Origin of the sequence: Streptomyces sp. NPDC058375 (assembly GCF_042723425.1) — a bacterium.
GTDB classification, from domain to species: domain Bacteria; phylum Actinomycetota; class Actinomycetes; order Streptomycetales; family Streptomycetaceae; genus Streptomyces; species Streptomyces durocortorensis.
In genome coordinates this window covers 1-19,686 of sequence record NZ_JBHXJG010000022.1, presented here as the reverse complement: position 1 = coordinate 19,686, position 19,686 = coordinate 1, and the positions used below count along the sequence as shown (strand labels likewise).

The window sequence follows — 19,686 nt, the reverse complement described above, 5'->3', positions numbered from 1 at the left end:
GCTGTCACGAGGGGCGTGCGGGGACTTTTTGGTTCCGGTCCGTCACCGGACGACTACCGGCCAGGCCCGGAGCGGGTGCCGGACGGGCTCAGAGCGCGGCGGCGCCGTGGGCGCGCAGGGACTGGGCGTACTGCTGGAGCACCCAGACCTCGTTCTGCGCGGCGGCCAGGTCCTGGGGAGCGACGTGGTTGCCCAGGCGGGCGAGGCTGCCCTGTACGTCGTTGATGCGGCGGTCCACGGCGCGCAGCCGGACGTGGACGAGGTGCATGCCCGCGTAGGTCTCGTCGATGGACTTGCCGCGGAAGACCTCGACGGCCAGCTCGGTGACGAGGTTGCGGACGGTGTTGTCGGGGGCGGCGTCCAGGACCGCGCCCAGATACGCCCGGTCGTCGGTGAGGCCCTGCTCGGCGCCGCCCGCCTCCTCGATGCACCGGCGCACGGCGGCGTAGGGCGGGGCGGTGAACTCGTCCACGCCGTACGCGTCGAAGGCCGGGGAGACCAGGGCGGGCTTCTGGAGGGCGAGCTTGAGCAGCTCGCGCTCGGTGCGGTGGGCGGGGCTGCGGAGGTTGAGCGCGGGGCCGGAGAAGCCGGGGGCGGGGGCGGCCTGCTGCGGGGCGCCGCCGCGCGGGCCCCGGCCCTGGGGTCCGCCCCGGCCGCCGCGGTCCCCGTGGTCGCCGCCCTTGTCGCGGGCCCAGCGGGCGAGCTGGGCGACGCGGTGGACGACGAACTCCTGGTCGAGGATGCCGACGAGGCCGGCGAGCTGGACGGCGACCTCGCGCTGCACGCTGCTCGTCTTGATCTTGGCGACGACGGCGGCGGCCTCGTCGAGGGCGGCGGCGCGGCCGGCCGGGGTCTCCAGGTCGTAGCGGCCGACGATCTGGCGCAGCGCGAACTCGAAGAGCGGGGTGCGCGGCTCGACCAGGTCGCGCACCGAGTCGTCGCCCTTGGCGAGCCGCAGGTCGCAGGGGTCCATGCCGTCCGGGGCGATGGCGATGTAGGTCTCGGCGGCGAACTTCTGGTCGTCCTCGAAGGCGCGCAGGGCAGCCTTCTGACCGGCGGAGTCGCCGTCGAAGGTGAAGATCACGCGGGCGCTGCCGTTGTCCATGAGGAGGCGGCGCAGGATCTTGATGTGGTCGTTGCCGAAGGCGGTGCCGCAGGTGGCGATGGCGGTGGTGACGCCGGCGAGGTGGCAGGCCATGACGTCGGTGTAGCCCTCGACGACGACGGCGCGGCTGGCCTTGGCGATGTCCTTCTTGGCCAGGTCGATGCCGTACAGCACCTGGGACTTCTTGTAGATCGGGGTCTCGGGGGTGTTGAGGTACTTCGGGCCGTTGTCGTCGTCGCGGAGCTTGCGGGCGCCGAAGCCGACGACGTCGCCGGCGGTGTCGCTGATCGGCCACATGAGCCGGCCGCGGAAGCGGTCGATGGGGCCGCGGCGGCCGTCCTGGGAGAGGCCGGAGGTGATCAGCTCCTTGTCGCTGAAGCCCTTGCCGCGGAGATAGCGGGTGAGGTGGTCCCAGCCGGCCGGGCTGTAGCCGACGCGGAAGTGGGTGGCGGCGTCCTGGTCGAAGCCGCGCTCGGCGAGGAACTTCCGGCCGATCTCGGCCTCGGGGCTCTCCAGCGCGCGGACGTAGAACTCGGCGGCGGCCTGGTGGGCCTCGATCAGCCGGATGCGTTCGCCGCGCTGGTGGGAGGGGTTGTAGCCGCCCTCCTCGTACCGCAGGGTGATGCCCGCCTTGGCGGCGAGGCGCTCGACCGTCTCCGAGAAGGAGAGGTGATCGATCTTCATCACGAAGGCGATCGTGTCGCCGCCCTCCTGGCAGCCGAAGCAGTGGAACAGGCCCTTGCTCGGGCTGACCTGGAAAGAGGGGGACTTCTCGTCGTGGAAGGGGCAGAGACCTTTGAGATTTCCGCCGCCCGCGTTGCGCAGCTGGAGGTATTCGGACACGACGGCGTCGATCGGGACCGCGTCCCGTACCGCCTTCACGTCGTCGTCGTTGATCCTGCCAGCCACGGGTGAAGTCTACGGGTGGCCTCGGACAACCTGGGCCCCGGCGGGCGGTCGGCCGGGGTGCGGGACCTGGCCGCCCACACCCCGTTCGTACGTCTCAGAGCAGGGAGTCCAGCGGAACGGACGGGTCGGCGAGGGCCTCCGGGTCGTGCTGCTGACGGGCCCGGATCAGCTCCTGGATCGTTTCGGTGACATCCCACACGTTGACGTTCATCCCGGCGAGGACGCGGCGGTCCTTCAGCCAGAACGCGATGAACTCCCGCTTCCCGGCGTCGCCCCGGATGATCACCTCGTCGTAGGAGCCGGGCGGGGCCCAGCCGGAGTATTCGAGGCCGAGGTCGTACTGGTCGGAGAAGAAGTACGGGACGCGGTCGTACGTCACGTCCTGGCCGAGCATGGCCCGGGCGGCGGCCGGGCCGCCGTTCAGGGCGTTGGCCCAGTGCTCGACGCGCAGCCGGGTGCCGAGCAGCGGGTGGGCGGCCGCGGCGACGTCCCCGGCGGCGTAGATGTGCGGGTCGGAGGTGCGCAGCGAGGCGTCGACGGCGATGCCGCCGCCGTGGGCGCGCTCGGCCAGCTCCAGGCCGGCGGCCTCGGCGAGGGCGGAGCGCGGGGCGGCGCCGATCGCGGCGAGGACGTCGTGGGCGAGGTGCTCCTCGCCGTCGTCGGTGCGGGCGGCGAAGACCATGCCGTCCTGGCCGGTGATCTCGGTGAGGCGGGCGCCGAAGTGGAAGCGGACGCCGTGCGAGCTGTGCAGTTCGGTGAAGATCTGGCCCAGCTCGGGGCCGATGACCTGGTGCAGCGGGGTGGGCTCGGCCTCGACGACGGTGACCTCGGCGCCGTAGCCGCGGGCGGCGGCGGCGACCTCCAGGCCGATCCAGCCGGCTCCGGCGATGACCAGGTGGCCGTTGTCGCGTCCGAGGGCGGCGAGCACGTTGCGCAGCCGGTCGGCGTGGGCGAGGCGGCGCAGGTGGTGGACGCCGGCCAGGCCGGTGCCGGGGATGTCGAGTCGGCGCGGTTCGGAGCCGGTGGCCAGCAGCAGCTTGTCGTAGTGGATGACGGTGTTGTCGCCGAGCTGCACGGTCTTCGCGTACCGGTCGAGAGCGGTGACCGGCTGGCCGAGGTGCAGCTCGATGTCGGCGCCCGCGTACCAGGGGCGTTCGTGGGTGAAGACGCTGTCCCGGTCGGCCTTGCCGTCCAGGTAGCCCTTGGAGAGCGGCGGCCGTTCGTAGGGGTGGTCGCGCTCGTCGCCGATGAGGATCACCCGGCCGGTGAACCCTTCGGCGCGCAGTGTCTCGGCCGCCTTCGCCCCTGCGAGTCCTGCTCCGACGATGACGAACGTCTGGTGTGCGTCGACCACTTGATGCCTCCTCAGTGCTGTGCTGCGCGGCGCCCCCACAGCTGCGAGCGTCCCGCACGCAGCGTGATGGCGAAAGAGGGTGTGCCCCGGACAGGTCACACCCAGTGGTCAGAAGTCCGGCCCCTTCCAGTCTGCCGGTCAGCCGCGACGGGCGGTGAGTGCGGCGTGCAGGGATCGTGCGGAGGCGTCGGTGAGGGCGGCGATCTGGTCGATCAGGACCCGCTTGCGGGCGTGGTCGTCGGGGGCCTGGTCGAACAGGGCGCGGAAGTGCGGCTCCAGGCCCTCGGGGGCGCGGGCGGTGAGGGCGGCGGCCAGCTCGGCGATGACGATGCGCTGGTCGGCGCGGAGGGTCTCCTGCTCGGCGCGCTGCATCACGTAACGGTCGGCGACCGCCTTGAGGACGGCGCACTCGTGGCGCACCGCGCGCGGGACGACCAGCTCCGCGCCGTACCGGCCGAGGCGGCCGGGGCCGTACACCGCGCGGGTGGCGGTCTCGGCCTCGGTGCAGAAGCGGCCGATGAGCTGGCTGGTGGCGTCCTTCAGGCGGGCCTGGGCCACGGCGGAGCCGTCGTAGCCGTGCGGCCACCACTCCTGGTCGATCAGCCGGTCCAGGGCCTCGGCCAGTTCCTGGGGGTCGGTGTCGGCGGGGACGTAGCGGCCGATGGCGACCGCCCAGATCTCCTCGCGCTCCGGTTCGGCGTAGAGGCAGTTGGGGTCGATGTGCCCGGCGTGCAGCCCGTCCTCGAAGTCGTGCACGCTGTACGCGACGTCGTCGGACCAGTCCATGACCTGGGCCTCGAAGCAGGTGCGGTCCTCGGGGGCGCCCTCGCGGGCCCAGGCGAAGACCGGGAGGTCGTCGGCGTACACCCCGAACTTCACCGAGTGCGGGTCGGTGGGGTGCGCGCCGCGCGGCCAGGGGTACTTGGTGGCGGCGTCCAGGGCGGCCCGGGTGAGGTTGAGGCCGACGCTGACCAGGTCGCCGGTGCGCGGGTCGTGGACGAAGCGCTTGGGCTCCAGGCGGGTGAGCAGGCGCAGCGACTGGGCGTTGCCCTCGAAGCCGCCGCAGTCGGAGGCGAAGTCGTTGAGCGCCTGTTCGCCGTTGTGGCCGAACGGCGGGTGGCCCATGTCGTGCGAGAGGCAGGCCGTCTCCACCAGGTCGGGGTCGCAGCCGAGGACCGCGCCGAGCTCGCGGCCGACCTGGGCGCACTCCAGGGAGTGGGTGAGGCGGGTGCGGGGGCTGGCGTCCCAGACGAGGGAGCGGGTGCCGGGTGTCACCACCTGGGTCTTCCCGGCGAGCCGGCGCAGGGCGGCGGAGTGCAGGACCCGGGCGCGGTCGCGCTGGAATGCGGTGCGGCCGGGGCGCTTGTCCTCCTCGGTGTCGAAGCGCTGGGTGTCGGCGGTGCCGTAGGGGCTCGGCCCCGTACCACTCTGTGCGCTTCGCGTGCCGTGTGCCGGTTCTGCCCCGTGTGCGCCCTGTGTGCCGTCCATGGTCCCGACAGTAGCGACCGGGACGGACAACGGGCGTGAGCGGGCCGGGATGTCAGGCGGAAGCGAGCAAGCTCACCGCGTCGGCCGGGGCTCCGGCGGTCAGTGCCTGGTCGTAGCGGTGCAGCACGAGGCGGGCCATGGCCGGGTGGGCGCCGAGCGGGGCGGCGGCCCGGTGCGGTACGGCGTCGGCGCAGGCGTTCGCGAAGCGGCCGGGGGCGGTGAAGTACGAGGCGACGAAGGTCCGGTGACGCCCTCGGGCGGCCAGCGCGCGCAGGGCGGCCGGGACGGTGGGCGTGGTGGCGGAGGCGTAGGCGGGGACGACGGGCACGCCGAGGCGCAGCGCGAGCAGGCGGGCGGTGCGCCGGGTGTCCTGGGCGGAGTCGGGGTCGCGGGATCCGGCGGCGGCGAGGACCACGGCAGCGTGGCGGCCACCGTGGTCGGCGACGTCCCAGCCGGCCTCGCCAAGCCGTTCGTACAGCGCCTCGACGAGCAGGGGGTGCGGGCCGAGGGGCGCGGCGATCCGGGTGCGTACGCCGGTGGCGGCGGCCGCCCCGGCGGGCAGGTCGCGCTTGACGTGGGTGCCGCGTCCCAGGAGCAGCGGTACGAGGACCGCGTCGGACCCGCGCAGGCCGTCCAGGGTGTCCGGGAGCAGCGGCGCGTTCAGCTCGATGTGGCCGAGCCGGACGTCGAGGCCGGGGCGCAGGTCGCGCACCCGGTCCAGGAGGGCCAGCACAGTGCGCAGGGCCTCCGGGTCGCGGCTGCCGTGCGCCACGGCGACCAGGGCCGGGGCGGACGGGCGGCCGTGCGCTGCGGGGCGGTCGGGCTGCCGGGTGCGGTGCATGGGTCTGCGGGTTCCGTTCCGGGAGACGAGGCTGAGCTGGGCGCCGAGCTGGTCGGTGATGCGGGTGAGGAGGTGCGCGGCGCTGTCGGTCACCAGGGGTGGCTGGTGGGGGTGGGGCTGTTCCGGGGCCGGCTCCGTCATGGACCGATGGTGCCGGGCGGAGGTTGCCGGGCCGTTGCGTGAGGGTCACGGGTGTTTTCCGCCGCCTCACGGTGGGGGCGGGGGCAGTGTGCGGAGGCCGGACGGCCGGTCGGCGGCCGGTGCCGGACGCGCTGGTGTCGGACCCGCCGGTGCCGGACGCGCTGGTGCCGGACCCGCCGGTGCCGGACGCGCCGGTGCCGGACCCGCCGGTGCCGGACGCGCCGGTGCCGGACCCGCCGGTGCCGGACGCGCCGGTGCCGGACCCGACGGCGCCGGACCCGACGGCGCCGGACGCGCTGGTGTCGGACGCGCTGGTGTCGGACGCCACAGGCCGGGCGGCGGGCGAACCTTTGCGGCGTTCCGGTCGTCAGGTGGGGTGGGGGCACGGTGCGCTCAGGGCGCGACGGACGGCGGGACGAATGGGGGTTGCGGTGCGTGGGAAGAGCGGGAAGAGACGGAAGCGGCTTCGGCGGTGGCTGAGGGGGGCGCGGAGGCCTGCCCGGCCCGCGCTACGGCTCCGGGGGCGGTTCGCCGGGCTGCGGGAGCGGGCCGCCGTACAGCGGCTCCGCGAGCGGCTCGCCGCCGTACGGCTGCCGGGACAGCCCACGCTGCGGGACCGGGTCGCCGGGCCGCAGCTGCCGGGGCGGTCCGCGCCCCGGCTTCGCCAGCGGCCCGCCGCTCTGCGGCTGCCGCGCACCCGGCCCGTTCAACGGCGGCTGGTGCAGGGGCTGATGGCCGCCTGTGTGCTGGCTCTCGTGCCCGCGACCTGGATGCGTCTGGAGGCCGGGGACCGGGTGGGCACGACGGCCGAGGCTCCGGCGCGGGAGGTCGCCGTCGTGTTCGGCGCCGGGCTGTGGAACGGCCGGCCGACCCCGTATCTGGCGCACCGGCTGGACGCCGCGGCCGAGCTGTACCGCACCGGGAAGGTCAAGGTCGTCCTGGTCACCGGGGACAACAGCCGGGTGGAGTACGACGAGCCGGACGCGATGCGCACGTATCTCACCGGGCGCGGGGTGCCGGACGAGCGGATCGTGAGCGACTACGCCGGGTTCGACTCCTGGGACTCCTGCGTCCGGGCCAAGAAGATCTTCGGGGTCGACCGGGCCGTGCTGGTGAGCCAGGGATTCCACATCCACCGGGCGGTCACGCTGTGCCGGTCCGCCGGGATCGACGCGTACGGCGTCGGGGTCGACGAACCACGGGACGCCACCTGGTACTACGGCGGGGCCCGGGAGCTGGCGGCCTCGGGCAAGGCGGCCCTGGACGCCCTGTTCCGGCCCGACCCGCGCTTCCTGGGGCCGGAGGAGCCGGGCGTGACGGAGGCGCTGGCGGCCGGGGCGCGCTGACGGGCACGCCCCGCCCGGAGCACGGAACCGTCGCTCGGGACGGCCCCGGCACCCTCACTATCCGCCACAGAAGGGTCGCCGCTCCCCGCCACCAGGGTTCCGTCCTCAAGCGCCGGACGGGCTTGAACGGGGCCCGCCGAAGTACCGCTGAGCACGGCGCCGGCCGCCTGCTAGGGCCGGGTGGCCCCTCGGGCACCCGGCCCTAGGAGGCGTCGGGCGGTCGCCCGGTGACCCACCGTCCCTCGGGGATCAGCACGCCGCCGGTCCGCAGCGAGCGGGTGACGGCGGTGGCGGCGAGGTAGACCCAGGCCTGCGCGGACTCGCCGGGCACGGACGCGCCGGGGCCCGGCAGCTCGACCTCGCGGACGACGCGTTCGTACAGGTTGCGCGGGTGGCCGGGGCCGAGGAACTCCTCCAGGTGGTCCAGCAGCCCGAGCAGTTCCCCGTACACCCCGGGCGCGGCGACGAGCAGGGTGCCGTGGACGCGGCCGTGGCCCTCGATCGCGTACGGGTAGCCGGGGCCGTCGTACAGCAGGGCCCGGGGCAGCACGGCCGGGCGCTCCCCCGCCGTACGGCCCCGGAGGAACAGGTCGTGGTTGGGCTCGCCCGGCAGCAGCGTCCCGTACACGAAGAAGGGCAGCTCGGCGGTGACGGGGCCGCCGGGGGCGAGCGTGGTCACGGCCGCCGTCACAGGGCGGCCGGGGGCGCCGTCTCCGCCGTCACCCAGGCGAGGTAGCGGGCACTGCCCCGGATCACCGGCAGGGCGATGATCTCCGGCGTGTCGTAGTCGTGCTCCCGCTGGATGTGCTCCTCCAGTTCGTCGTAGCGCTCCGACGTCGTCTTGAGGAGCACCTGCCACTCCTCGGTCGTCTCGATGGCGTTCTGCCACCGGTAGACGGAGGTGACGGGGGCGGAGATCTGCGCACAGGCCGCCAGCCTGGCCTCCAGCGCCGACTGCGCCAGGGCGTGGGCCTTGTCCTCGCTGTCGGTCGTGGTCAGTACGGTCAGCCATGCCGGCGGCGCTGTCATCGTCGGTCTCCTCGGAATGCGGACTACGGCGGGCTTCCTACCCGTGGGCCTTCAGTGCGATTGTCGGCCCACGGGGCGTCAGGCGCCGTACGGACGGGAATTCCGGGCGTCGCGAAGCGCCGTGCCCCACCACACCACCTGGTCCAGCAGCGTCTTGGCGGCCGCGTCGGCGGGCTCCGGGTCCAGATGGCGTCCCGCGTCGTCGAAGAGGGCGCCCGCGTTGTGGAAGGAGACGGTGTCGCGGACGGTGACGGTGTGCAGTTCGGCGAAGACCTGCCGGAGCTGTTCGACGGCGCGCAGCCCGCCGGAGATGCCTCCGTAGCTGACGAAGGCGACGGGCTTGGCGTGCCATTCCGGGCCGTGCCAGTCGATGAGGGTCTTCAGCGGGGCGGGGAACGAGTGGTTGTACTCGGGCGTGAGGACGACGAAGGCGTCGGCCGCCGCGAGGCGTTCGGAGACCGCGCCGATCCGCGCCGCCTCCTCGGGTCCGGGGTGGAAGGTGATCGCGTTGGGGAGGGCCGCCTCGGCGACGTCGATCAGGTCGGTCTCGATGCTGGGGTGACGCGCCGCGCGGGCCAGGAACCAGTCGGCGATGACGGGGCCGAAGCGGCCGTCGCGGTTGCTGCCGAGGATGACGGCCACCTTGAGGGGGGCCGCCTCGGCGGACGAGGTGGATGATGTGGATGCGGTGGATGCGGTGGATGCGGTGGATGCGGTGGATGCGGTGGATGCGGCTGTGGTGTCCATGAGGTCGACCTTTCCGCCTCAACCATGGTTGAGGTCAAGCCCGGTCCGTATCGGGGCGCACGCACGGCCTACGGTGGCCGCATGACGACGCAGTCGCCCGCGCCCCACATCGAGTTCGACGGACGGCCGGCCACCGAGGAGACCTTGCGGATCCCCGCCCTGTACGCATTCGGCCACTTCACCGCCCTCCAGGTGCGGGACGGCCGGGTCCGGGGCCTCGGCCTGCACCTCGCCCGGCTGGACGCCGCGAGCCGGGAGCTGTTCGACCTGCCGGTGGACGGCGACCGGGTGCGGGAGCTGATCCGGCACGCCCTGAACGGCGCGGGGCGGCGGGACGCGTCGGTGCGGGTGAACGGCTACCTGCCGCCCGGCGCGACCCGGACGACCCTGATGGTGACGGTCCGGGGGCCCGCCGTCATGCCGGCCGGGGCGCGCAGCCTGATGTCGGTGCCGTACGCGCGTTCGGCCCCGCACATCAAGCGGCCGGGCGAGTTCGGGCAGACGTATTACGGAGTGCTGGCCGGGCGGGCGGGGTTCGACGAGGCGCTGCTGACCGCGCCGGGCGGAGTGGTGACCGAGGGGGCGATCACCAACATCGGCTTCTGGGACGGCACCTCGGTGGTGTGGCCCGACGCCCCGGCTCTCACCGGCATCACGATGACCCTGCTGAAGGAGGGCCTGGAGCGGACCGGACGGGCCTCGGTCCGCCGTCCCGTGACGCTGGACGGGCCGGACGGGGTGGGCCGTTTCCGCGCCGCCTTCGTCTGCAACTCGCAGGGCATCGCGCCGGTGCGGCTGATCGACGGCACCGCGTTCGCGGTGGACGAGGCGCTGATGAAGGAGCTGGGCACGGTGTACGACAGCGCTCCGCAGGACACCGTCTGAGGCCCCGCACGGAAGGGCCGGGGCCGGCAGGCACGGGCGTGCCGGACCATGGGGGCATGCAGATCCATATCGAGGCCTCGCCCCTTCCCGGTCGCGCCTGCGGCCCGGACAGCGACTTCCCCGGGTACGAGAACATCCACGTCGGCGTCCAGCGCAAGGACCGGCCGGGCGAGCTGCTCGGCCTGCACCCCGGGGACGCGCCCTCCGCCTCGTGGGTCCTCGACTGCACGGCCAAGGTGACGGAGGACGGGGTCGAGGTGACGGGGCCGTACGTCCAGAACCGGCTGGGCGGGCGGTTCGTCTATCTGTCGTGGGGCACGGTGGACGACGCCGGGGTCTTCACCATGTTCCGGCGCGCCAAACTGATGTTCAGCGACATCGATCCGGACGTCCTTGCCGCCGCCGCGCGCTCCGGGCGCCTCACCGGACGGCTCGGCCTCACCGACGCCAAGGGGCAGCCGCTGTGCGCCCGGGTGCGTCCGCCGCAGATCGTCTGGAGCGCCACGGACGGGGCGTGAAGCAATGCCGTAGGGCGACGGGCACCCCGTACGGCGGCGGGCCGGAGGCGGATCCGACACCGCCCCCACCGGTCCAGGGGGGAGTGGACCGGTGGGGGCGGGTGCCGTGGGGGCGGGAATCCGTCCCGTGGGGGGGTGTTGTGCGTGTGCCCGGGGCCCGCGAGGTCATTCGTGTGACCTGCGTCACACTTCGCGCAGGCGCCTCACCCGATCGGCACCCGGACCGCCAGTACGGACCGAACGGCCCAGCCGCACCCCCGCGACCTGCGGTGATCCATTCCGGCAAGGGTGCCGCGCCGGTCCGTACGGGTGAAAGCTGACCCAGTGTCAGAAGGCGTGGCCGGCCGCACCCCCGTTGGCTCGGGGACAGGACACACCCGCTCGCGCCGTCTGCCCGGAGGATCCTCATGCGCAGTCCTGCCCGCCTCGTGACCGGCACCGTCGGTGCCGCGTTCACCGTCATCGCGTTCGGTCTCACCGCCGCCGCTCCGTCCGCGTACGCGGGTGACTTCGGCCGTCTGGAGATCACCCCGGCGACCGCGCCCCCCGGTGCCACCATCACCGTGAACACCACCGCCTGCGGCCCCAAGGGCTCCGGCATCGGCGACGCCAACGAGCTGGACGCCGGGGACTTCGAAATGCGCCCCGGCACCCACAAGGAGGTCGTGGTCGGCCAGTTCACCGTGCCGCACGACACCCGGCCCGGCACCTACGAGATCGTCGTCTCCTGCGACAACGGCAAGGACGCGGTCGGCGACCTCAAGGTGATCGGCGGCGGCAAGCACGAGAAGCCCATCCACGACCGCCCGTCCGGCCATGTGCGGACCGGGGTCGGCGGCAGCGTCGAGCCGAACTCCACGCAGGTCGCCCTCGGCGTCGGCGTGATCGGCCTGGCCGCCGTGGGCGGACTGTGGCTGCTGCGCCGCCGCTCCGAGGGCGCCGAAGGAAGCTGAACCGCCGCTTCCCCCCTGACCGGGCGGGGCGCGTCCCCGAGCGCGTCCCGCCCGCCCCGGACCACCGACCGAGGACCGGATCACCGACCGAGGACCGGACCACCGACCGAGGACGACGCCGTGTCACCGAGCGCGCAGAAGGCCAAGGGCTGGCTGGTGGGCATCGCCGTGCTGTGCGGCATCTGGCTCATCCAGAACGGTCCCGGCGGCCAGCTGATCCCGCCGCAGCCCTCCAGCGCCCAGGCCTTCGCCTCCGGCCCCCAGCTCCAGCCCGGCTCCCCGGTCGCCGAGCCGCTGAACCCCTCCGAGCCGGTCCGCATCCGCATCCCGAGCATCGACGTGGACGCGCCGATGACCCGGCTGGGGCTGGCCGCCGACGGCAGTCTCGACGTACCGCCGGACGAGGACCGCAACCTCGCGGGCTGGTACGAGGGCGGCGTCCCGCCCGGCGCCAAGGGCACCGCGATCGTCGCCGGGCACGTGGACAACGCACAGGGCCCGTCCGTCTTCTACGCCCTGGGGGCCCTCACCAAGGGGACCGGCGTCGAGGTGGACCGCAAGGACGGACGCACGGCCGTGTTCTCGATCGACGCCATCGAGGTCTACGACAACGACGACTTCCCCGACCAGCGCGTCTACGGCGACTCGCCGCACGCCTCGCTCCGGCTGATCACCTGCGGCGGCGGCTTCTCGCAGGAGACGGGCTACCAGGGCAACGTGGTGGCGTACGCGCACCTCACCGACGTGCGCTGAGCCGACGTGCCCTGAGCCGACGTGCGCTGACCACCCCGCCCAGGAACGCTAGGCGTTCCACTGGTCGAAGCCCAGCTTGGCGACCAGCGAGAACACCACGGTCAGCAGCACCGCCCGGACGAAGCCGCTCCCCCGGCTCAGCGCCATCCGGGCGCCGATCATCCCGCCCGCCAGGTTGAAGAGCGCCATCACGGCCGCGAGCTGCCACAGCACGGTGCCCTGGTACGCGAACATCGCCAGCGCCCCTCCGTTGGTGCACACGTTGACGATCTTCGCGGTGGCCGAGGCGGTCACCAGGTCCAGATGGAGCACGGCGGTCAGGGCCAGCACCAGGAAGGTGCCGGTGCCCGGCCCGAACAGCCCGTCGTAGAAGCCGATCCCGCCGCCGACCAGCACGACCGCCGTGACGACCCGGGCCCGGGTGACCGGCCGGTCCGTGCCGTCGCCCGCCGCCGCCGTGCCGAAGGACGGGCGCAGCATCACGAAGGCGGCGACCCCCAGCAGCACGACCATGATCACCGGGCGGAGCACCTCACTGCTGATCCCGGCGGCGAAGAACGCGCCGGTCATCGACCCGGCGAGCGCCATCAGCCCGACCCGCACCGCAAGACCCACCCGTACCGGGGCTTTGCGCAGGAAGGTCACCGCCGCGCCCGAGGTCCCCACGATCGCCACGGCCTTGTTGGTGCCGAGGACCTGGGCCGCCGGGACGTGCGGCAGGCCGAGCAGCAGCGCGGGCAGGAGCAGCAGGCCGCCGCCGCCCACCACCGCGTCGATCCAGCCCGCGGCGGCCGCGGCGAGGCAGAGGAGGACCAGGGTCGTCAGGGTTATGTCAGGCACGAACCGACATTAGACGCCTGTCGCCGATCCCTCCTCATCGGTCCCTCACAGGGCCCGGGCCCGGCCGCTGAGCGCAAGGTTCCGCCCGGGAAACAGGCGGGATGCGGCCGGGTAACACCTCCCGCCCAGGCTCATGGCATCAGGACAACCGACGGAGGCCACTGAGATGCCGGAGCCCACCTTCGAGCCGCGCACCACCGCCGCCGCCTCGAACACCCCCCCGAACGCCCTGGCGCCCACCGCCGTCCCGACGATCGTGGTCGTCGGGCACGGCATGGTCGGCCAGCGGTTCCTGGAGGCCCTGGCCGACCGCGGGCTGACCCCGGTGGCCGGCGGCGCCCGGGTCGTCGTGCTCTGTGAGGAGCCCCGGCCCGCCTACGACCGGGTGCGGCTGACGTCGTACTTCGACGGGCGGACCCCCGAGGACCTCTCCCTGGTGGAGCGGGGCTTCATGGAGCGGCACGGCATCGAGCTGTACGTCGGCGACCCGGCAACGAGCGTCGACCGGGCGAGGCGGACGGTGACCGCGCGGTCCGGGGCGGTGTTCCCGTACGACACGCTGGTGCTGGCGACGGGCTCGTACCCCTTTGTGCCGCCGGTGCCGGGGAAGGACGCCCGGGGCTGCTTCGTGTACCGGACGATCGAGGACCTGCTCGCGATCGAGGAGTACGCGAAGGGCGCGGCAACCGGTGCGGTGGTGGGCGGCGGGCTGCTGGGTCTGGAGGCGGCCGGGGCGCTGAAGGGGCTCGGGCTGGCCACCCATGTCGTGGAGTTCGCACCCCGGCTGATGCCGGTCCAGGTGGACGAGGGCGGGGGCGCGGCGCTGCTGCGGACGATCGAGGACATGGGGCTGACCGTGCACACGGGGGTCGGCACGCAGGAGGTCACCGCGGGCGAGGACGGTGCGGTGACCGGGATGGCCCTCTCCGACGGTTCCTCGCTCGACGTCGATCTCGTCGTCTTCTCGGCGGGCGTACGGCCCCGGGACCAACTGGCCCGGGAGTGCGGCCTCGCGGTCGGGGAACGCGGCGGGATCGTCGTGGACGAGGAGTGCCGGACGTCGGACCCGGCGGTGTTCGCGATCGGCGAGTGCGCGCTGGCCGCCGACGGCCGGGTGTACGGGCTGGTCGCGCCGGGCTACGAGATGGCGCTCGCGGCGGCCGAGGTGATCGCGGGCGGCCGGTCCGCGTTCACCGGGGCGGACCTGTCGACGAAGCTGAAGCTGCTCGGCGTGGACGTGGCCTCGTTCGGCGACGCGCACGGGGCGGCCGAGGGAGCGCTCGACGTCGTCTACTCCGACGCCCGATCGGGTATCTACAAGAAGCTGGTGATCGGGCGGGACGGCACGCTGCTGGGCGGAGTGCTGGTCGGGGACGCGGAGAGTTACGGCACGCTGCGGCCGATGACGGGCACGGTACTGCCCATCGCCCCCGAGCAGTTGGTGCTGCCGGCCGGGGCGGGCGGCCCGGTGGCGCTCGGCCCGTCCGCGCTGCCCGACGAGGCGGTGATCTGCTCCTGCCACAACGTGAGCAAGGGCGCGATCTGTGAGCACACCACGCTGCCCGAGGTGAAGAAGTGCACCAAGGCCGGTACGGGCTGCGGCAGTTGCCTGAAGGTGATCGGGCAGCTGATGCCGCCGCCCGAGGACGCGGGACTGTGCGGATGCTTCCCTTACAGCCGCAGCGAGTTGTACGAGATCGTCCGCACCCTGGAAGTCACGTCGTTCGTGGAGCTGCTCGACTCGCACGGCCGCGAGGAGGCGCGCGGCGGCGACGGCTGCGAGGTCTGCAAGCCGACGGTCGGCTCGGTCATCGCCTCGCTGGCGCCCACGGTCGGCGCTTGCGGCTATGTGCTGGACGGCGAACAGGCGGCGCTCCAGGACACCAACGACCATTTCCTCGCCAACCTCCAGCGCAACGGGTCGTATTCGATCGTGCCGCGCATCCCCGGCGGCGAGATCACCCCGGAGAAGCTCATCGTCATCGGCGAGGTGGCCCGCGACTTCGGCCTCTACACGAAGATCACCGGCGGCCAGCGCATCGATCTCTTCGGCGCCCGGGTCGACCAACTGCCGCTGATATGGGCCCGGTTGGTCGACGCGGGCTTCGAGTCCGGGCACGCGTACGGGAAGTCGCTGCGCACGGTCAAGTCCTGTGTGGGGCAGACCTGGTGCCGCTACGGCGTGCAGGACTCGGTGAGGATGGCGATCGACCTGGAGCTGCGCTACCGGGGCCTGCGCTCCCCGCACAAGCTGAAGTCGGCGGTCTCCGGCTGCGCCCGCGAGTGCGCGGAGGCCCGGGGCAAGGACTTCGGGATCATCGCCACCGCCCAGGGCTGGAATCTGTACGTCGGCGGCAACGGCGGGGCCACCCCGCGCCACGCGGACCTGCTGGCCCAGGACCTCTCCGACGCCGAACTGGTGCGCCTCATCGACCGGTTCCTGATGTTCTACATCCGCACCGCCGACCGCCTGGAGCGCACCTCCGCCTGGCTGGAGCGGATCGACGGCGGCCTGGACCACGTCCGGGACGTGGTCGTCCACGACTCGCTGGGGCTCTGCGAGGAGTTGGAGCGGCTGATGGCCGACCATGTCGCCGGCTACCGCGACGAGTGGGCCGAGACCATCAACGACCCGGACCGGCTGCGCCGGTTCGTCACCTTCGTCAACGCGCCCGACGCCCCCGACCCCTCGGTGAGGTTCGTTCCGGAGCGGGACCAGATCAAGCCGGATCTTGAGCTGCTCGCCGGGCCCGTCCTCGCCGTCCGCACCCTCGAAGGGACCGCTCCCTGATGACCACCGCCACGATCACGACAGCGCAGGACACCGGGTTCGTCCGGATCGCCCACGGGAAGGACTGGCTGACGGTCTGCGAACGGGGGGTGCTGCTCCCCGGGCGGGGCGTCGCGGTGCTGCTGCCGGACGGGGACCAGGCGGCCGTCTTCATGGACCGGTCCGGGCAGGTGTACGCGATCGGCAACCGGGATCCGTTCACCGGCGCGTACGTCCTCTCGCGCGGGCTGCTCGGCTCGGCGGGCGGGCGGCCGTTCGTGGCATCGCCGCTGCTGAAGCAGCGCTTCGACCTGGCGACGGGGGCGTGCCTGGACGACGAGGAGGCGACGGTCCCGGTGTTCGCCGTACGGGCGGACTGACCCGGCCCGCCAGGGAGGGCGGCGGAGCCTGCGCAACCCCTCCGCTGCCCGTTCACCCCCGCTTGACGTTCCGTCAACTCCGCACTCCTACAGTCCTGACGCGCGACCCGCCGGTCCGTCCGGAGCGGCGGGCCCTCACTCATGCGTGGAGTGATCGTGGAACGTCGGAACTTCTTGCGCACCGCCGTGATCGGCGGCTCGGCGGCGGCCTTCGGCGGCACGCTGTGGCGCGGCGCCGCCTTCGCCGACCCGGCCCAGCCGGCCCCCGGCCCGTACGGCGCGCTCCAGGCGGCCAACGGCAACGGCATCCAGCTGCCGAGCGGCTTCACCAGTCGCATCGTCGCCCGCTCCGGGCAGACCGTGCCCGGCACCTCCTACCGCTGGCACAGCGCGCCCGATGGCGGCGCGACGTACGCCGACGGCTCGGGCTGGATCTATGTCTCCAACGCCGAGGTGTCCCCGAGCAGCGGCGGCGGGGCGAGCGCGGTGCGGTTCAACTCCTCGGGGACGGTGACCTCCGCGTACCGGATCCTGGGCGACACGAACAACAACTGCGCGGGCGGTGCCACCCCGTGGAAGACCTGGCTGTCCTGCGAGGAGGTCACCCGGGGGTACGTCTACGAGACCGACCCCTGGGGCGTGAACGCGGCGGTGCGGCGCCCCGCGATGGGCCGCTTCAAGCACGAGGCGGCGGCGGCCGACCCGGACCACGGCTACATCTATCTGACCGAGGACGAGAGCGACGGCCGCTTCTACCGCTTCCGGCCCACGACCTGGGGGAACCTGTCGAGCGGCACGCTTCAGGTGCTGGTCGCGGGCACGGGCACGTCAGGCCCGGTGACCTGGGCGAACGTACCGGATCCGGCCGCCTCCTCCACCCAGACGCGGCACCAGGTGTCCGGGGCGAAGGTGTTCAACGGCGGTGAGGGCTGCTTCTACGCGGCGGGCACCTGCTGGTTCACCACCAAGGGCGACAACCGGGTGTGGGCGTACGACGCGAACGCCTCGTCGATCTCGCTCGCGTACGACGACTCGCTGGTGACAGGCGGCTCCGCCCCGCTGACCGGGGTGGACAACGTCACCCGGTCCGGGTCCGGCGACCTCTACATCGCGGAGGACGGCGGGAACATGGAGATCTGCCTGATCACGCCGGACGACACGGTGGCCCCGTTCCTGCGGATCACCGGCCAGTCCGGTTCGGAGATCACCGGGCCCGCGTTCTCGCCGGACGGCAGCCGGCTCTACTTCTCCTCGCAGCGCGGGACGAGTGGAAGCTCCTCCGGGGGCATCACGTACGAGGTGAAGGGGCCGTTCCGCAGCTGACGCGGACACCCCGCGTGCGCCGGCGCCCGTCCACGGGCCCGGCGCACGTCGTCCCGCGGCTCAGCCCTGGTCCCCGGCAGCGGCGGCCGGGTCCATCCAGATGACCTCCCAGATGTGGTGGTCGGGGTCCTGGAACGACCGGCCGTACATGAAGCCGAGGTCCTGCGTCTCGCCCGCCGGGGAGCCGCCGGAGGCCAGGGCGGCGTCCGCCAGCCGGTCGACCTCCTCGCGGCTGTCGCAGCTCAGGGCCAGGATGACCTCGGTGGTCTTCGAGGCGTCGGCGACGTCCTTCTTGGTGAAGTCCTTGAAGCGCGGCTCGGTCATCAGCATGGCGAAGATGGTGTCGCTGATGACCAGACAAGCGGTCTTGTCGTCGCTGAACGCCGGGTTGAAGCCGTAGCCGAGCTTCTCGAAGAAACCCTTGGTGGTCTCCAGGTCCTTCACCGGCAGGTTCACGAAGATCATCTGAGCCATGGTCGTTTCCTCTTCCTCTGTCCCGTGGCGCCTGCGGTGGTCCGTCCGGCGCTTTCGAGGGGTTAGACGGCGGCACCGCCCGGAACTCATCGCCGTACGCGGGAAAAGTTTCCGCCGCGGTGCGCACTCTGCCGCCCTGCACCGGCCGGCGCACTCTCCGGCCGCACCCGGGTGGGGCTGGACACGAGAAGCTGGCGGACGCCGACGCCGTGGCCGCGTACAGGGCGTTCCGGAAGGAGCGGCTCGGGGCCCTCACGTCGCTGTGGGCAAAGGAGGGCTGAGGCGGCCCTCGTCGCTGCCGGCGGAGGAGGGCTGAGGCGGACCCCGGAGCCTTCGGCCGGTCCGGCTCAGGGCAGGGCGAGCGGGGCGCCGCCGCGCAGCAGGGAGCCGCCGAGCGGGGTCAGCGTGTGCAGGACCGAGCTGCCGTGGCGCAGCGTCAGGACCAGGCCCGCCTCGCGCAGCACGGAGGCATGCTGGCTCGCGGAGGCCAGCGACACCCCGGCGCGGCGGGCGAGTTCGCTGGTGGTGCAGCCGCTGCCGATGGAGGACAGGACGGCCGAGCGGGTGTGCCCGACGAGCCGGCCGAGCCAGGGGCCCGGCTCGGCGAAGACCGGGGCACCGGGGGTGGTCACGGGGTAGACGAGGACCGGCGGGAGCGAGGGGTCGCGGTAGACGACGGGGGTGCCCCGGCAGAAGAAGGACGGCTGGAGCAGCAGCCCGCGACCGTCGAGGTGGAGATCGCGGTCGACCGGGTAGTCGGCCTCCAGCACGGGCGAGCGCCACCGGATCATCGGCGGCAGGGTGCCCAGGAGCCCGTCGGCCCCGCCGTCCAGCAGAGCCCGGCCGCGCACGGCCCGGTCCGCCTCTATGCTGGCCCGGATGTGCGGCCAGTAGGGTTCGACGGCCGCGTGGTGGTAGCTGCGGAGTGCTCCGATGAGCCGGGCGAGCGGCTCGGCGCGGCCCTCCATGAGCGCGGCGGGCAGCGCCGCGCCCGCTCTTCCCGCTCCGGCGGCCCGCTGACCGACCGACCGGTCTGCCCGCTGCCGCAGACGTCCGGCGGCCAGCAGCTCCAGCTCCGCGTGGACCCGGTCGGCGGGGGTGTCGCGCAGCGCCTCCATTCCGACGTCGAGTCCGAAGGGTTCGGCGCCTTCCTGAGAGGGCGTCAGGAAATCCGGGAAATAGCCGCGGGGCGGAACCACCGCCGCCAGCAGCTGCGCTTCACCATTCAACCGCGCCCGGGATTCCGTACGCCATTTCCCGAACACCGTCGAAGCACGCCGGTCCCTGAGCCGGTGAAAACTGAGAATGGTTTCCCACAACGCGTCCGGCCTCGTGGCCATCCGCACCCGCGAAAGGTCCAGCCTGGACACATGAATACGCAGCACTACTCCCCCACCTGTTGCATCCGCAATTGCCCCCACCGAAGGGTATGCGGACCGTCACAGGAGGTCACCACGGGGTTTCGGCCAGAAGTGAAAGGTCTCGCCCCGTTCCGCTTCACCGATGAGGCTGTACGACGTCGGGTACGCATCCGGTGCCCACCGGATGAGCACGTGAAGGCCGTGGGGGGCTTTGTGTGTTCGGCGGCGGTGGGCGACGGTGCGGCTCCGTACCCGACGGGGGTAAGCCGGGTGCGGTTCATGGGTGGGGATCCATGGACCGCACCCCGGTCCGGTTCCCGCCCGTCACCCGAATTTCTTTGCGTATTAAACGAAGCAATGTGCTCTGCGCCACATTCTTCGCGCCGCATTCGGTGCGCGCTCCTGACGACTTCCCCGTACCGCCGGTCATTTCCGCGCACGCAAAGCGAAGCGGCGGCACCCCCGCACC

At 73.0% G+C, this 19,686-nt stretch carries 18 protein-coding genes; 8 read left to right on the top strand and 10 right to left on the bottom strand.

Translation table 11 applies throughout. From position 1 onward, the window contains the following. Window positions 1-88: 88 nt before the first annotated feature. The 4 genes from dnaG to ACFWM7_RS06180 all read right to left on the bottom strand — a co-directional run bounded on the left by dnaG (window position 89) and on the right by ACFWM7_RS06180 (window position 5,838). A complete protein-coding gene (gene dnaG, locus ACFWM7_RS06195) occupies window positions 89-2,014 on the bottom strand; it encodes a DNA primase (protein ID WP_383255664.1) in 1,926 nt (641 codons plus the stop codon). A 94-nt stretch (window positions 2,015-2,108) separates the two neighbouring features. After that, complete coding sequence (locus ACFWM7_RS06190; RefSeq protein WP_383255662.1) at window positions 2,109-3,368, bottom strand: NAD(P)/FAD-dependent oxidoreductase; 1,260 nt, start codon at window positions 3,366-3,368, stop codon at window positions 2,109-2,111. 138 nt (window positions 3,369-3,506) lie between these two features. Then, window positions 3,507-4,856 carry a deoxyguanosinetriphosphate triphosphohydrolase gene (locus ACFWM7_RS06185; RefSeq protein WP_383255660.1) on the bottom strand — a complete coding sequence of 450 codons (1,350 nt, stop codon included), beginning with the start codon at window positions 4,854-4,856 and terminating at the stop codon, window positions 3,507-3,509. Window positions 4,857-4,908: 52 nt separating this feature from the next. After that, window positions 4,909-5,838, bottom strand: coding sequence for a sirohydrochlorin chelatase (locus ACFWM7_RS06180; protein WP_383255658.1), 930 nt, complete (start codon window positions 5,836-5,838; stop codon window positions 4,909-4,911). 635 nt (window positions 5,839-6,473) lie between these two features. Between ACFWM7_RS06180 and ACFWM7_RS06175 the strand changes: the two genes are divergently transcribed. Further along, window positions 6,474-7,184, top strand: a complete 711-nt coding sequence (locus ACFWM7_RS06175; RefSeq protein WP_383255707.1) for a vancomycin high temperature exclusion protein — start codon at window positions 6,474-6,476, stop codon at window positions 7,182-7,184. Between the two features lie 202 nt (window positions 7,185-7,386). Here the strand turns inward: ACFWM7_RS06175 and ACFWM7_RS06170 are convergent, their stop codons facing one another. The 3 genes from ACFWM7_RS06170 to ACFWM7_RS06160 form a co-directional block, all read right to left on the bottom strand. Then, window positions 7,387-7,875, bottom strand: coding sequence for a gamma-glutamylcyclotransferase family protein (locus tag ACFWM7_RS06170; protein ID WP_383255656.1), 489 nt, complete (start codon window positions 7,873-7,875; stop codon window positions 7,387-7,389). Further along, window positions 7,872-8,213, bottom strand: coding sequence for a divalent-cation tolerance protein CutA (gene cutA, locus ACFWM7_RS06165; RefSeq protein WP_383255654.1), 342 nt, complete (start codon window positions 8,211-8,213; stop codon window positions 7,872-7,874). The genes ACFWM7_RS06170 and cutA overlap by 4 nt, the downstream gene beginning before the upstream one ends. A gap of 78 nt (window positions 8,214-8,291) precedes the next feature. Then, entirely contained in the window at window positions 8,292-8,960 is a 669-nt protein-coding gene (locus ACFWM7_RS06160; RefSeq protein ID WP_383255652.1) for an NADPH-dependent FMN reductase, read from the bottom strand. Between the two features lie 81 nt (window positions 8,961-9,041). Between ACFWM7_RS06160 and ACFWM7_RS06155 the strand changes: the two genes are divergently transcribed. The 4 genes from ACFWM7_RS06155 (at window position 9,042) to ACFWM7_RS06140 (ending at window position 12,069) form a co-directional block, all read left to right on the top strand. After that, the gene (locus ACFWM7_RS06155) at window positions 9,042-9,845 is read left to right on the top strand and encodes an aminotransferase class IV family protein (RefSeq protein ID WP_383255649.1); all 804 of its coding nucleotides are present in this window, start codon (window positions 9,042-9,044) and stop codon (window positions 9,843-9,845) included. Window positions 9,846-9,901: 56 nt separating this feature from the next. Beyond that, window positions 9,902-10,363, top strand: a complete 462-nt coding sequence (locus ACFWM7_RS06150; protein WP_383255646.1) for a DUF5990 family protein — start codon at window positions 9,902-9,904, stop codon at window positions 10,361-10,363. Window positions 10,364-10,770: 407 nt separating this feature from the next. Continuing rightward, complete coding sequence (locus tag ACFWM7_RS06145; RefSeq protein ID WP_383255644.1) at window positions 10,771-11,316, top strand: hypothetical protein; 546 nt, start codon at window positions 10,771-10,773, stop codon at window positions 11,314-11,316. A 120-nt stretch (window positions 11,317-11,436) separates the two neighbouring features. Next, the gene (locus ACFWM7_RS06140) at window positions 11,437-12,069 is read left to right on the top strand and encodes a class F sortase (protein WP_383255642.1); all 633 of its coding nucleotides are present in this window, start codon (window positions 11,437-11,439) and stop codon (window positions 12,067-12,069) included. A gap of 48 nt (window positions 12,070-12,117) precedes the next feature. Here the strand turns inward: ACFWM7_RS06140 and ACFWM7_RS06135 are convergent, their stop codons facing one another. Continuing rightward, the gene (locus ACFWM7_RS06135; protein WP_383255640.1) at window positions 12,118-12,909 is read right to left on the bottom strand and encodes a TSUP family transporter; all 792 of its coding nucleotides are present in this window, start codon (window positions 12,907-12,909) and stop codon (window positions 12,118-12,120) included. 166 nt (window positions 12,910-13,075) lie between these two features. Here ACFWM7_RS06135 and nirB point away from each other — a divergent pair, with 166 nt between their 5' ends. From nirB to ACFWM7_RS06120, 3 genes are all read left to right on the top strand, one after another. Further along, complete coding sequence (nirB, locus tag ACFWM7_RS06130) at window positions 13,076-15,700, top strand: nitrite reductase large subunit NirB (protein ID WP_383255638.1); 2,625 nt, start codon at window positions 13,076-13,078, stop codon at window positions 15,698-15,700. After that, window positions 15,700-16,059 (top strand): nitrite reductase small subunit NirD, encoded by a 360-nt coding sequence (gene nirD / locus ACFWM7_RS06125; protein WP_383255634.1) that lies wholly within the window; start codon window positions 15,700-15,702, stop codon window positions 16,057-16,059. Before nirB ends, nirD begins: the two co-directional genes overlap by 1 nt. 156 nt (window positions 16,060-16,215) lie before the next feature. Then, complete coding sequence (locus tag ACFWM7_RS06120; protein ID WP_383255631.1) at window positions 16,216-17,382, top strand: alkaline phosphatase PhoX; 1,167 nt, start codon at window positions 16,216-16,218, stop codon at window positions 17,380-17,382. Window positions 17,383-17,442: 60 nt separating this feature from the next. Here ACFWM7_RS06120 and ACFWM7_RS06115 read toward each other — a convergent pair whose 3' ends face one another. Both ACFWM7_RS06115 and ACFWM7_RS06110 read right to left on the bottom strand, forming a co-directional pair. After that, entirely contained in the window at window positions 17,443-17,856 is a 414-nt protein-coding gene (locus ACFWM7_RS06115) for a VOC family protein (RefSeq protein ID WP_361868644.1), read from the bottom strand. 347 nt (window positions 17,857-18,203) lie between these two features. After that, the gene (locus ACFWM7_RS06110; protein ID WP_383255627.1) at window positions 18,204-19,241 is read right to left on the bottom strand and encodes an ArsR/SmtB family transcription factor; all 1,038 of its coding nucleotides are present in this window, start codon (window positions 19,239-19,241) and stop codon (window positions 18,204-18,206) included. Window positions 19,242-19,686 lie beyond the last annotated feature (445 nt).